At 35.4% G+C, this 13,455-nt stretch carries 11 protein-coding genes; 4 read left to right on the top strand and 7 right to left on the bottom strand.

The features are described 5' to 3' along the window. The first annotated feature begins 59 nt into the window (after nt 1-59). From D1818_RS19325 to D1818_RS19315, 3 genes are read left to right on the top strand one after another with little or no spacing between them, the layout of a single operon-like run. Entirely contained in the window at nt 60-614 is a 555-nt protein-coding gene (locus tag D1818_RS19325; RefSeq protein ID WP_118460883.1) for a sigma-70 family RNA polymerase sigma factor, read from the top strand. 4 nt (nt 615-618) lie between these two features. Continuing rightward, complete coding sequence (locus D1818_RS19320) at nt 619-879, top strand: hypothetical protein (protein WP_118460881.1); 261 nt, start codon at nt 619-621, stop codon at nt 877-879. 41 nt (nt 880-920) lie between these two features. Continuing rightward, nucleotides 921-1,175 (top strand): hypothetical protein, encoded by a 255-nt coding sequence (locus tag D1818_RS19315; protein ID WP_118460879.1) that lies wholly within the window; start codon nt 921-923, stop codon nt 1,173-1,175. Here D1818_RS19315 and D1818_RS19310 read toward each other — a convergent pair. Continuing rightward, a complete protein-coding gene (locus D1818_RS19310) occupies nt 1,164-1,991 on the bottom strand; it encodes a hypothetical protein (protein WP_118460877.1) in 828 nt (275 codons plus the stop codon). The two genes, D1818_RS19315 and D1818_RS19310, sit on opposite strands and share 12 nt — an antisense overlap. A gap of 135 nt (nt 1,992-2,126) precedes the next feature. Between D1818_RS19310 and gcvP the strand changes: the two genes are divergently transcribed. After that, nucleotides 2,127-4,979: an aminomethyl-transferring glycine dehydrogenase gene (gcvP, locus tag D1818_RS19305; protein ID WP_118460875.1), complete on the top strand. Its 2,853-nt coding sequence runs from the start codon at nt 2,127-2,129 to the stop codon at nt 4,977-4,979. Nucleotides 4,980-5,075: 96 nt separating this feature from the next. Here the strand turns inward: gcvP and D1818_RS19300 are convergent, their stop codons facing one another. The 6 genes from D1818_RS19300 to katG all read right to left on the bottom strand — a co-directional run bounded on the left by D1818_RS19300 (nt 5,076) and on the right by katG (nt 13,352). After that, nucleotides 5,076-7,007 (bottom strand): T9SS type A sorting domain-containing protein, encoded by a 1,932-nt coding sequence (locus D1818_RS19300; RefSeq protein WP_118460873.1) that lies wholly within the window; start codon nt 7,005-7,007, stop codon nt 5,076-5,078. A 407-nt stretch (nt 7,008-7,414) separates the two neighbouring features. Next, entirely contained in the window at nt 7,415-8,137 is a 723-nt protein-coding gene (locus D1818_RS19295) for an alpha/beta hydrolase (protein ID WP_158596920.1), read from the bottom strand. A gap of 106 nt (nt 8,138-8,243) precedes the next feature. Next, nucleotides 8,244-9,623, bottom strand: coding sequence for an exonuclease domain-containing protein (locus D1818_RS19290; RefSeq protein ID WP_118460868.1), 1,380 nt, complete (start codon nt 9,621-9,623; stop codon nt 8,244-8,246). Nucleotides 9,624-9,719: 96 nt separating this feature from the next. Beyond that, a complete protein-coding gene (locus tag D1818_RS19285) occupies nt 9,720-10,133 on the bottom strand; it encodes a DUF3010 family protein (protein WP_118460866.1) in 414 nt (137 codons plus the stop codon). Between the two features lie 29 nt (nt 10,134-10,162). After that, nucleotides 10,163-10,615 (bottom strand): FKBP-type peptidyl-prolyl cis-trans isomerase, encoded by a 453-nt coding sequence (locus tag D1818_RS19280; RefSeq protein WP_118460864.1) that lies wholly within the window; start codon nt 10,613-10,615, stop codon nt 10,163-10,165. Nucleotides 10,616-11,069: 454 nt separating this feature from the next. Further along, nucleotides 11,070-13,352, bottom strand: coding sequence for a catalase/peroxidase HPI (gene katG / locus D1818_RS19275; RefSeq protein WP_233558532.1), 2,283 nt, complete (start codon nt 13,350-13,352; stop codon nt 11,070-11,072). Between the last annotated feature and the right edge of the window lie 103 nt (nt 13,353-13,455).

The following is a 13,455-nucleotide window of genomic DNA, read 5'->3' as shown; positions in this document are numbered from 1 at the left end:
TTAAACTTATTTAAGATTCAACTTTTTATCCTATTTTTGAGGAAAAGAGCTAATACACTATGTCGACAAACACAATAGACCCCAATTCGTGGATAGATAAATACAGTGACTACTTGTTTAACTATACGATAGTCAGGGTTGATGATAGGGAAATTGCACAAGATTTAGTGCAGGAGACCTTTTTTGCAGGTCTTAAATCAATGAAAAACTTTAAAGGAGAAGCCAGTGAACGTACTTGGCTTATTTCGATCCTCAAAAGAAAAATCATTGATCATTACAGGAAAATAAATAGTAATAAAGGTAAAGCAGAAGTGCGTATCAATTACGCTAACGACGGTGAGACCGAAGGAGATTGGCTAGAAGAAAGAGTAGCGGATCCCTTTGATCAAAACGCCGAAGGTAAAATTGAGAATAAAGAATTAGGAATTGCCATCCATGATTGTCTTGATAAATTACCAGAGAAACAAGCTCGTATTTTCTCTATGAAAACGATTCAAGGATTTGATACAGAAGCGATCTGTAATGAATTCGATATTACTGCGTCTAACTTATGGGTAATCATACATCGAGCACGTACAGCGATGGCAGGGTGCTTGGAAAAAAACTGGTTTTAATAAAATGAGTAAAGAAAACAAAATATTTGTAAGCTGTGATAATGCCAATCACATTTGCGATAAAAATCAATATAAGGAAGCCTCTTTTTGGGAGAAAGTAAAATTAAATATTCATTTAATTTATTGTAAGGCTTGTAGAAAATATTCGTCAAAGAATACGAAACTAACTAATTTGGTCAAAGATCCTAAAGTCATAAGTATCAACCAATCGGCTAAGGATGCAATGAAAGAACAATTAAAGAAAAAAATGGCAGAGCATGAATAAATAAGTTAGTAACCCCAAAATAAAAGTATTTTAAAATTGTAATGAAAACAAGTAATAATTTATTAGTTTCCTGTGAGGAAGCAAAGTTTATCTGTGATAAAAATCAATATGGTGAGGCATCCATTATGGACCTCATTAAATTGAATATCAGGTTAATGTATTGCACAGTAACAAGAGCATATTCTAAAAGGAATAATAAGCTTACTAAAGCAATTAAAAAATCTAAACTACAAATTATCGAACCCTCTAAAAAAGAACAAATGAAGGAACAACTACGAAAAGAATTAGCCGAATAAATTTTGCATCAAAACCCATATAAACAACCACATAATCGGAATACTTTCGACCCAAAAGGAACAAAAGTATTCCGATTGTTTTTTATCGGTACCCCATAAAAATAATAAACTAATAATAGTAATAGATACAGTACTTAGAATTTCTGTAGAAAAAAGCTCGCCTTTAAACACAGTAACTAGTAAAAAAACCACCAACAAAATACTCCCAAAAACCTTAGTTCTTGTAATACCTATTTTCTGAGGGATCGTTTCTAATTCTTTTCCGTCATATTCCAAATCTCTGATTTCAAAGGGGAGCATGATCACTACAACAAATAAAAAACGCTGTATGATCTCTATAATCATATTAAACTCTAAACCCCCTTCGGCATATATAATAGGTATCAATACGGTAATTCCAGTCCAAGTAACACCGATAATAAAAATCTTAATTCCCGCTACACTTCTTAAGTTCTTTTTATTTGGAAAAATAGGAACCGTATAAAGAATTGTTAGTAACACAAAAGGCAACATCCAGATCAACGTATCTATCGACAGCTGATACCCAAAATACAAGAAAATTATAGCACAAACAGCAGTTAATATTTTGATGCCATTCATTGATTTTGTCAATCGCCGGTGATATAATTCCGAGATATTAGCATACTTCACAAAATTATACGCTACAATAGCACCAACAAAACTGAAATATATATACGCGTCTCCACCTAAAATTTCGAACTTTAAAAAAGTAAGTTTAACTAAGGATGTCACAGCTAGTGCCACATGGATACTACTATTTACATAAAAACTAAATATACTTTTTAGGGTTTTCACACTGCTAATTTAGGGGAATCTGTTAATAACAGTGTAAATTGGTTAAAAACTTGGTAGGGTTAGGTTAATTTATTGTGAAAATTTTAGGGATTAAATATGTACTTTTGCGCTTTCAATCTCAACTGTTTTTTTGCTATGAAAACTGACTCATTTAAACTGCGTCATATTGGTCCTTCAGAAAAGGACCTAGATAATATGCTGAATACAATCAAGGCTGATTCTATGGATCAACTTATCCACGAAACTGTCCCTGATGACATTCTACTAAAAGCCCCGCTAAAACTTGACGAGGCCATGAGCGAGCAAGAGTATTCTGCTCATATCCAGCAGTTAGCTGCTAAAAATAAAGTGTTTAAAACCTACATTGGTTTAGGATATCACGAAGCAAGTTTGCCAGCAGTAATACAACGTAACATCTTAGAAAATCCAGGATGGTATACCGCCTACACACCATATCAGGCTGAAATTGCTCAAGGTAGATTAGAAGCATTGTTAAATTATCAAACTATGGTTTGTGATCTTACTGGAATGGAATTAGCCAATGCCTCTTTGCTTGATGAAAGCACTGCAGCCGCAGAAGCAATGACCATGCTATTTGCAGTTAGATCCAGAGCGCAGAAAAAAGAAAATATTCATAAGTTTTTCGTTTCGGAAGAAATACTACCGCAAACACTTTCTTTATTAAAAACCCGAGCAATTCCATTAGGTATTGAACTGGTAATAGGTGATCATACAAAATTTGATTTTTCGACAGGCTTTTATGGTGCAATTTTACAATATCCAGGTGTATCCGGTCAAGTATTTGATTATGCAGCTTTTGTAGAAAATGCACATCAGTCAGAAATTAAGGTAGCAGTCGCTGCTGATATTCTTAGTCTTGTATCACTTAAGTCTCCTGGTAGTTTTGATGCAGATGTAGTAGTAGGTACTACACAACGATTTGGAATTCCATTAGGATATGGAGGACCTCACGCAGCATATTTTGCAACCAGAGAGGAATACAAAAGAAATATTCCTGGTAGAATCATTGGAGTTACTCAAGATATGAATGGGAATCGTGCCTTACGTATGGCACTACAAACCCGTGAGCAACATATTAAAAGAGATAAAGCAACTTCTAACATCTGTACGGCTCAGGTATTACTGGCGGTTATGGCAGGAATGTATGCTGTATATCACGGTAAGGATGGGTTACAATACATCGCGAATAAAGTAAATACCTCAGCAACTGAGCTAGCCAATGCTATCGAATCATTAGGATACCAACAATTAAATACAGTGTTCTTTGACACGATTCGAATTAAAGCTGATTCAAGCAAAATTAAAGAAATAGCTGAAGCGCAACAGGTAAATTTCTACTATCCAGATACTGAAACAGTATCTATCTCTTTAAATGAAGCTACAACAATTAAAGATTTAAATACTATTGTATCGATTTTTGCAAAAGCAGCCGGAAAAGAAAGTATAGAAATAAGTATAAATAATAATTCGGTAACTATTCCGGATACAATAAAACGAAATACTGAATTCTTAACGAATGAAGTATTTAACACCTATCATTCTGAAACAGAATTGATGCGTTATATCAAAAAGCTGGAACGCAAAGACCTTTCTTTAAATCATTCCATGATTCCGTTAGGTTCTTGTACAATGAAGCTTAATGCTGCATCAGAAATGCTACCCTTAAGTAATCCACAATGGGGAAATATTCATCCATTAGTTCCTATAGAACAGGCACAAGGATATCAGGAAGTACTAAACAAGCTAGAAGATCAACTAACGGAAATCACAGGTTTCTCGGGAACTTCTCTACAACCTAACTCAGGAGCGCAGGGAGAATTTGCTGGCTTAATGGTCATTCGTGCATATCACGAATCTAGAGGAGATCATCACAGAAACATTTGTCTAATCCCTTCTTCTGCTCATGGTACCAACCCTGCATCAGCAGTGATGGCTGGAATGAAAGTAGTAGTAACAAAAGCTACCGAAGAAGGAAATATAGATGTAGAAGATCTAAAAGAAAAAGCAGAAAAATACAAAGACAATCTTTCTGCATTAATGGTAACGTACCCTTCTACTCACGGAGTTTACGAATCCGCAATTAAAGAGATTACTAAAATCATCCACGATAACGGTGGACAAGTATATATGGATGGCGCTAATATGAACGCTCAAGTAGGATTAACACATCCGGGAGCTATTGGCGCAGATGTATGTCACTTAAATCTTCATAAAACATTTGCTATTCCTCACGGAGGTGGAGGACCAGGTGTAGGACCTATCTGTGTTGCAAAACAACTGGTGCCTTTTTTACCTGGCAACCCTGTTATTACTACAGGAGGAGATCAAGCAATTACTGCTATTTCTGCGGCACCTTGGGGATCAGCATTAGCGTGCTTGATATCTTATGGATACATTACCATGTTAGGCGAAGAAGGTCTTAGAGAATCTACAGAATATGCTATCCTGAACGCTAATTATATCAAGGAGCGACTAGATGGACATTACAGTACCTTATATTCTGGAGAACGCGATCGTGCTGCTCACGAAATGATTATAGATTGTCGCCCGTTTAAAGCAAATGGAATCGAAGTAACAGATATCGCTAAGCGATTAATGGACTACGGATTTCACGCGCCTACGGTTTCTTTCCCTGTTGCAGGAACAATTATGATTGAACCAACAGAAAGTGAAAGTAAAGCAGAACTAGATCGTTTTTGTGATGCTATGATTAGTATCCGTCAGGAAATTGCAGAAGCGACGGCCGATAACCCTGATAATGTAATGAAAAATGCGCCACACACCTTGGCTATGTTAACAGCAAACTCTTGGGATTTTCCTTATAGCAGAGAACAAGCTGCGTATCCATTATCATATGTAGCAGATAACAAATTCTGGCCAACAGTAAGACGTGTAGATGATGCTTATGGAGATAGAAATCTTATTTGTACCTGTGCTCCTATTGAGGAATATATGGAAGAGGTATAGTTTTTCTTATTACAAATCAAATACATACTAAAAAAGGCTGGTGTTTTATAACATCAGCCTTTTCTAATATCTATACATTAAAAAGATATGCTTTCATTACTCTACAAGCATCTTAACAGTGGATTTCGTTTTACCTATTCGGAAAGTAACAAAATACACTCCCTTAGTTAATGTACTAATATCTAACTCTTTTTCATTTTCTTTTATACTTGTGCTCAATTGCTTTTTACCTAACATATCATAGATATCTACAGAAGTAACCTCAGCACTCTTTTCTGTGTTAAAATACACCACAGAGCTAGCTGGATTTGGGTATAATTCCACAGAAAACACATCTTCTTCTAAATCAGTTACCGACAATACTGCATTATCAGTAGCATCTGAATCAATAATTTCTGAATCAGCACCGTCAATAGGTCTCAAATCCACAACAATTGCATAATTATCTGCTGGCAAATCACTACCAATATCAATATTTAAATCATTAACACCATATCCTTCTAGAGCATCCATTTTTTGGGTAAACACTTCTACACTGGCACTATTATATATATGAATTTGTAGTTCTCGATCTATATTTGCTTTATATGTATAGGATAAGTTTAATTGATTTCCTTGAGCATTTAAAACTGGATCATTTACAAAGCTAAACTCTTCTGTAAAGATTGCCGGCTTTGTTGGTCTATTATCACCACCTAAGCTGGTAATTTCGAAATTATCCCCAAAACCCTCATCTGTAGCTTGTTGCGCAAACAGGAAGAGTTTCAGATTTGTTTCTGAACCTGTCGTAAAACTTAGTTCTACTTTCTGATACTCAGTATTATTTAATGTAGTACTTGCTATAGCCTGCGCATTTGCAGTATTTTCTTTAATTCCAAATATGATATTCCCGCTGGCTACTTTTATATAAGCGGATAACACGTATTGTGTATTTGGCCTAAGAGAAACCTCTTTTTCGTGTGCTCCGGCTCCTTTGATATGACCTGCAAAACCTCCTTCATACGCATTTGTAGCTGTTATATCTCTTATAGTACCACCCCAGCCAGTCCAACCACTCAGGTTTCCTGTTTCAAAATCACCATTAGGAATCTGCACGTCTCCATTTCCTGAAAATTCTGGTTCTAAGATGGGCAGTAATCTATACGAACGTATCCAATCATAATAAGAAGTATTAATTGCATTATCAGCCAATTGATCATCATTAGGATATGGTGTTGCCCAATTGTAAGTCTCGGTTACCATATTAATTCCCATAGGTTCCGTAAATGGCTCATCTACAACATCTGTTCTTCCTATAACTGTTCCTGCGAATTTATCGTCTACATAAAAGTCAAAAGTTTTATTGTCTTTCCAATAGCATCCATACGTATGATAATCCTCCCAAGACTCACTACCAATTAAATCCGCATCTGCATCCTGCCCGTTGCCTTCTACCGCATTATTCCCTGCAGAATAAAAAACTTCTGGAGCACCATTACAGTCTATGTATCGATAATGCGTGTTAAAATTCATCTGTGTTCTAAACTTAGAACCCCCATTAAAAACTCCACCAATACTTTCGCAGATATCAAGTTCCTGACTCCATTTATCATTTGCACAATCACCTGTTAAGTTTGTGGGTCCTAAAATAGGTTTCTTAGGATTAGACATCCAAAAAGTGGTAGACATGGCTATTCTAGATGCTTTAAATTTACATTCATAATATCCAAAATGAGCGGTTTTCTCTATAGATTGAACTGCTCCTCCTGCCATGGTATACTGTCCTTCTGGTACTTCTAATTTCTTGTTTCTAATTTGTAAATCACCATTTCGAACCGAAATTGTAGACGGATCGAATTTTGCAGGTGCTCTACCATTCCATCCCTGAAAATAATCCCTCCATTTAGATCGATCCAAAGAGTTTCCATCAAACTCATCAGAATACTGATCCCAGAGAACCCATCGGTATCCTGTTGCTGGGGCAGGTGGTTGCGCGTAATTGTACGCTGTGGCTATAAACAGCAGAAAAAATAAAATCTTGGTTTTCATAATACATTTGTGTGTGTTGCGTTAGTTAGTTTTTTAAAACCAACTCTTTAATCCGTAATTTAGTATACGACACAATTAAAAAATTTACGAAACTTACAAAAATTAGTAAGGATCCTCCTTTTACACCTCATTTTTTATAACCCACCTCGTATTTTTATCTCCCTTTAATACATCACCTCTTTTATAATCTTGTTTATTTCTATGTTTATAAAAAGGTATGGGTTCGCACTAAATCTTAGCTTGATTCCATGAAATGCCTAGATTTAATTTTTCATTTTTCACGTAAAATCATTAAGAAAGAATTAAAACACAGCTGAAAAATATTTTATAATCTTTATTTAGATGATCGTAAATCACATTCAACTGCTTAGTTCAACGCTTCAATTAAATATAAGTAAATAATAAACTTATATTTTAATTAAAAAACTCTTTACTGCTTCCCAATAACTTTCATTATCAGAGAATTTCTCCCAAAGCGCTCTTGATCCATGATTTCCTTTTGTTTCCGGAAGAAAAAATTGCTTTTTATCCGACGTAATTGCGTCATAGATTCCCGACCAACTCTTTTTTTCGTTTTGTGCAGAAGTAATAAATACCGGAATCTTAATGTTAGCAGCACTGCTAGTAATATAATTCTTTTCGCCAAAATATTCCCCAGGAGAAAACGACAATACTCCGTTCACAACATCTGGATGATCTCCTGCATATTTTAAGACTAACGAAGAGGAATAAGAGCTTCCCCAAATAATAATTTTCTCAGGCTTATATGTCTTTTTCACATATGCAATAGCAGATTCCACATCTTGATAAGCATCTTTAAATTCAGTTTGCTTGCCTTCTGTTTTAGCCGCAGCATTCGTTTTATTTGTTATATCATTTACGGAACCTCCAGATCGCTGATCAACTGCCATACAATGATATCCTAATTCGGTAAGTTTTGGAGCAATCTCTAGATATTCTCCACGACTCCATCCCGCCTGATGAAAAAGAATGATAAACTGATTACTGTCTTTAGCTTCATACACATCGGCCGTTATCGTCAATCCATCTTCGGAAGTAAAATCAATAGTTTTTTGACCATATATAGATACAGTCAGAAATACAATTACTGAGGTAATAATACTTTTCATAAAAAACAAATAATTAGTTAAAACCATGGTGTCGTTAAAATACTAAATTACTTACTCCATTGGTCTTATTGTTTTGTTATAGTTTCTAAAAAGGTATTAAGAGTATTTATATTGCAACGATATTCCTATCTCCATTTTTACGTAGATAGCTTTTGATTATTTTGGTAGTGTGATAGGTGTGTTTCTGAAGATTCAAGAAATTATCGAAGTCTTCTATCTTAGTAATTTGTTCATCTTCCTGTATATATCCAAAACCTTTATAAACACCATCTTGGATCATTACGAAGCTTTGCTCATTAAATGTTCTACCTTTTTCTTTGATAAAATAACTCTTTTGATCTCTTCGTAAAGAAGATAAAGCTTTTTGGACTCTCATATTATACAAGGCAACAGATTCTTCTCCTATGCAAATACCTTTGCAATTCTTAATCTTATAATGAGAACATTTTTCTGTCGTACTCTGTAAACTACAATATCGTGGGCATAATTGATGATCTTCACAAAGTTGTTCAAGTTTTTCTACTGCTTCTGCCCTGCTATAAAATATTTCTACCGAATGATCTATAGAATGCGATCTATCAATTGCCAATTGGACCACTCCTTTTCTATTCGTGTAAAACATAATACAATAAGGAGCTACTGGTCTTTTCTGAGCTTTGTTAAACTTCGGATAATGTTTTTGGATTTTTTCTGATTCTAGTAATAGAGCAACTAATTCATTACCCGTTACCTCATAATCTATCGTATATGTAGCCTGACCCAGTGCATATTCTTTATTCTTTTTATCATAAAAATGACTAATCACCCGCTGTTTAATGTTTTTCGCTTTACCGGCATATATTACTTTTCCCTTTTGATCTTTAAATAAGTAAATACCAGTTTCTTCTGGGAGTGTATCTATATTTTCAGCTTTAAGATGTGGTGGTAATGTAGCTTCCTTAGAGCGTGCATTTAAGAATTTATTAATGACCAAAAACTCAGGATCAAGACTTAGAATTCGTTGAAAAAGAATCACAGTCGCATCCGTATCGCCTTCTGCTCTATGTCGATCTTCTAAAGGAATATTAAGAGAAGAGCATAATTTTCCTAAGCTATATGAAAACATACCCGGTATTAATTTTCTGGATAAGCGAACGGTACAAAGTTTCTTTCGAACAAATGAATACCCGAGGTTTTTAAACTCTCCTCTAACCACATTATAATCAAAAGTTACATTATGCGCCACAAAGATGGCTCCTGTAGTCATCTGTACAACACGTTCTGCTATTTCGTGAAACCTAGGTGCATTTCGTACCATATCATTATCAATCCCTGTAAGACCCGTAATAAAAGGTGGAATATGACATTCGGGATTTACCAGAGAAGTGAATTTATCTATAACCGTACTGCCTTGTAACAATACAATACAAATTTCCGTAATGCGATTCCCTTTAATGCCTTTACCGGTGGTTTCTACATCAATAACAGCATATAATTTTTCTGACATTACATTTTTTTTGAGGTACAAATTTAAAAGAAATAATTGATATTTGGAATTTTTCCTTCTATAATGGAATTTTTCCTATTTCAGAACATCTAAAAACTATCCCTTTAATAAATAAGCCGCCAATCTAGTAGCATTTTCCTGATAAGCATTATCAAATGTTACAGGGAGTACATTCTTTTTATAATAAGCAGTCAAAGTTTGTTTAGAGACAAAACTCATTTCTGTATTTGAATAACATTGTATCAATGCTTCTAATTTAAAGGAAACAGCTGCCGCTGCAAACTTCCCTTTAGTTTGTCTACTAATAATAGCAACATGCGCTGGCTCTATAGCATCAAAAAAAGCACGAATCTCTTTTAGAAAAGCTTGAATATCCTGATTGCTCTGATCATCTTTAATTTCAATATACTTGATCTTACCAGTAAGGTTGATATATTCACCTTGCGGATCTTTAGATAATACCACGCATATTGCTCTTTTTTTATCTATTTCTATTCCGATTACTTTCATAATTTTACATTAGTTCTATTTAAAGATTCTTAATTCACCGAAATCAATGTAATATCAAATAGTAATACAGAACCTGCCGGAATCGGCCCTACAGATCTGCGACCATATCCCAAATGTGCAGGTATCAATAGTGTACCGCTACCACCTTCTTTCAAATATCTAATCCCTTCTCTCCAGCCTTTTATTACCTCTTGTAAATCAAAAGAAATACCGTTTGCATCACTTTTATCAAACACCGCACCGTTTGTAAAATATCCTTTATATGCCACAGTAACCTTATCTGATCTTCTGGGCCTGATTCCGGTTCCTGGCTCACGAATAACAAAATGTAAACCTGTATCACTTTTTCCTGCGATCAGACCATTATCCTCTATATATTTTATAATCTCTTTCTCGTTCTCTGCTCTAAGATCCGCTTTTACTTGACCTGCATTACAAGAAACAAAAAGAACGATTATAAAAGTGAATACGGCGTATTTCATCTATACTATTATTTTTTTTTATTAACCACAAATCTAATACTATACACTTTCTAATTCAATAGTTAATGATATTATTTCACGTAACACTATCATAGAATTAGGGATACCTTTTTTTTTAAGATTATTAATTTACAACAAAGTAAAAAGCAGTGAAACATTGATTATCTAAAATTCAAAGAAAAAGTCTACGAAAAATTTCCTTTTTTGCATGATGGATTGCAGTGAAAATCTCATAGCCTTTTCCACCGAGGCCAAAAAGCACGAGGAATTATAGTTCTATGACTTCGCTCACGATAAACTACAAAATATACCCTTGAGGTCACGCCCAAATCTTTACAATAGAGCATCTGTACTAAGGTTAAAAAACTCTAAATGAATTCTATAAAAAGAACCCCGCTTAGTTTTAATAATTAAGCGGGGTTCATCGGTAAAATTTTATGTTATATCCAGTTTACTATAGATCGAAACGATCAAGTTTCATAACCTTATTCCAAGCATTCACAAAGTCTTTTACGAACTTCTCTCGAGCATCATCCCCAGCATATACCTCAGCCAATGCTCTCAATTCTGAATTTGAACCAAAAATAAGATCAGCACGTGTAGCTGTCCACTTAACCTCTTTTGTTGCTCTATCTCTTCCTTCATATTTTTCCTTCGCATCAGAGACAGCTTTCCATTCTGTGCTCATATCCAAAAGATTGACAAAGAAATCATTCGTCAGCGTTCCTGGGTTTTTGGTAAAAACACCATGTTTAGAGTTATCGTGATTTGTATTTAAAACGCGCATACCTCCCAGAAGAACTGTCATTTCGGGAACAGTTAAGGTTAATAACTGAGCTTTATCTACCAGCAATTCTTCGATTGTTAGTGTATATTTTGTTTTTAGATAATTTCTGAATCCATCTGCCATGGGTTCTAATAATGCCATAGATTTTACATCAGTTTGCTCTTGTGTAGCATCCATACGCCCTGGAGTAAAAGGAACTTCGATAGGATATCCGGCCTTTTTAGCAGCTTCTTCTACAGCTGTAGATCCTCCCAAAACAATCAGATCAGCGATTGATACTTTTTTACCTTTTGCATTAAAATCACTTTGAATCTTTTCTAAAGCGGTTAATACTTTATTCAATTGTTTAGGATTATTGACTTGCCAGTTTCTCTGAGGCTCTAATCGGATACGTGCACCATTAGCGCCACCCCTTCTATCTGAGTTGCGATAGGTAGATGCAGAAGCCCATGCTGTAGAGATCAATTCACTATTCGTTAAACCCGAATTTAGGATACTTGATTTTAAATCAGCAATATCTTTTGCATTCACTAATTTATGATTAACCGCTGGAATTGGATCTTGCCAGATAAATTCTTCTTTAGGAATTTCAGGTCCAAGATATGTCGTACTCGGTCCCATATCTCTATGCGTTAGTTTAAACCACGCACGTGCAAAAGCGGCATTAAATTCTTTTGGTTTTTCTAGAAATCTTCTTGAAATCTTCTCATAAACCGGATCAAAACGTAAGGAAAGATCCGTAGTTAACATCGTGGGTTTATGTTTTTTTTCTGAATCAAAAGCATCTGGGAATATTTCTCCTACATCCTTTGCTTCCCATTGATGGGCTCCTGCTGGGCTTTTGGTCAACTCCCATTCAAAATTAAATAGATTAGCAAAAAACGTATTATTCCATTGCGTAGGTGTCGCAGTCCAGATTACTTCTAAACCTGATGTAATCGCATCTTTTCCTTTTCCTGTACCGTAATCATTTTTCCAACCAAACCCTTGTTCTTCTATCTCAGCTTCTTCTGGTGAAGCACCTAAGTGAGAACCGGGCGCAGCCCCGTGAGTTTTACCAAGTGTATGACCACCTGCAATAAGCGCTACAGTTTCTTCATCATTCATACCCATGCGTCCAAATGTCTCTCTTATATCAATCGCTGCCGCAACAGGATCTGGATTCCCATTAGGGCCTTCCGGATTCACATAAATAAGTCCCATCTGAACGGCTGCTAAAGGTTTTTCGAGTTCTCGATCACCAGTATATCGTTCATCATCTAACATTTTGGTTTCTGAACCCCAATACACATTGCTTGCAGGTTCCCAAACATCTTCTCTACCTCCTGCAAAGCCAATGGTTTTAAATCCCATGGATTCGAAGGCTACATTTCCTGTAAGTATCATTAAATCTGCCCATGAGATCTTGCTTCCATATTTCTTTTTAATAGGCCAAAGAAGTCTACGTGCTTTATCCAAGTTACCATTATCTGGCCAGCTGTTAAGTGGGGCAAAACGTTGTTGTCCTTCCCGAGAACCACCACGGCCATCTCCTGTTCTATACGTACCTGCACTGTGCCATGCCATACGAATGAATAATCCTCCGTAGTGACCATAATCTGCTGGCCACCAGTCTTGAGAATCTGTCATTAAATCGGTAAGATCTTTTTTTAATGCATCATAATCTAAGCTTTCAAACTGTTCTGAGTAGTCAAATTCATTCCCCATAGGATCTGATTTAGCCGCATGTTGTCGAAGCACACTTAGATCGATTTGATTAGGAAACCAGTCTCTATTGGTTTTACCATCATTACTAACATTAAGACCTCCTGATGGTCCTTCTGATGTGAAGCCAAAAGGGCATTCGCCTTTTGCAGGCGCTTCTCCTGCTATTGCTTTTACTTCATTTTGCTGGCATCCAACTAAGAGAAATGCCACGCAGATTAAGGTTATTAAGAGTGGTTTTTTCATTTGTGTGTTTTTTTTAATTAATAAACTGTTTAAGTACCGATTTTTAAAAATAGCAGTACTTTTTTGTAACTAAAAAGGGAATATTATTTATAAAATTATAAGC

Source organism: Aquimarina sp. BL5 (genome assembly GCF_003443675.1).
In the GTDB taxonomy this organism is placed as follows: domain Bacteria; phylum Bacteroidota; class Bacteroidia; order Flavobacteriales; family Flavobacteriaceae; genus Aquimarina.
Note: the sequence above shows the minus strand (reverse complement) of the source record. Positions and strands in the feature narration are given on the sequence as shown.

Bases quoted from the DNA above. Each gene is read 5' to 3' on its own strand.
- D1818_RS19325 (WP_118460883.1), top strand. From the start codon at position 60: ATGTCGACAAACACAATAGACCCCAATTCGTGGATAGATAAATACAGT.
- D1818_RS19320 (WP_118460881.1), top strand. From the start codon at position 619: ATGAGTAAAGAAAACAAAATATTTGTAAGCTGTGATAATGCCAATCAC.
- D1818_RS19315 (WP_118460879.1), top strand. From the start codon at position 921: ATGAAAACAAGTAATAATTTATTAGTTTCCTGTGAGGAAGCAAAGTTT.
- gcvP (WP_118460875.1), top strand. From the start codon at position 2,127: ATGAAAACTGACTCATTTAAACTGCGTCATATTGGTCCTTCAGAAAAG.
- D1818_RS19300 (WP_118460873.1), bottom strand. From the start codon at position 7,007: ATGAAAACCAAGATTTTATTTTTTCTGCTGTTTATAGCCACAGCGTAC.
- D1818_RS19295 (WP_158596920.1), bottom strand. From the start codon at position 8,137: ATGAAAAGTATTATTACCTCAGTAATTGTATTTCTGACTGTATCTATA.
- D1818_RS19290 (WP_118460868.1), bottom strand. From the start codon at position 9,623: ATGTCAGAAAAATTATATGCTGTTATTGATGTAGAAACCACCGGTAAA.
- D1818_RS19285 (WP_118460866.1), bottom strand. From the start codon at position 10,133: ATGAAAGTAATCGGAATAGAAATAGATAAAAAAAGAGCAATATGCGTG.
- D1818_RS19280 (WP_118460864.1), bottom strand. From the start codon at position 10,615: ATGAAATACGCCGTATTCACTTTTATAATCGTTCTTTTTGTTTCTTGT.
- katG (WP_233558532.1), bottom strand. From the start codon at position 13,352: ATGAAAAAACCACTCTTAATAACCTTAATCTGCGTGGCATTTCTCTTA.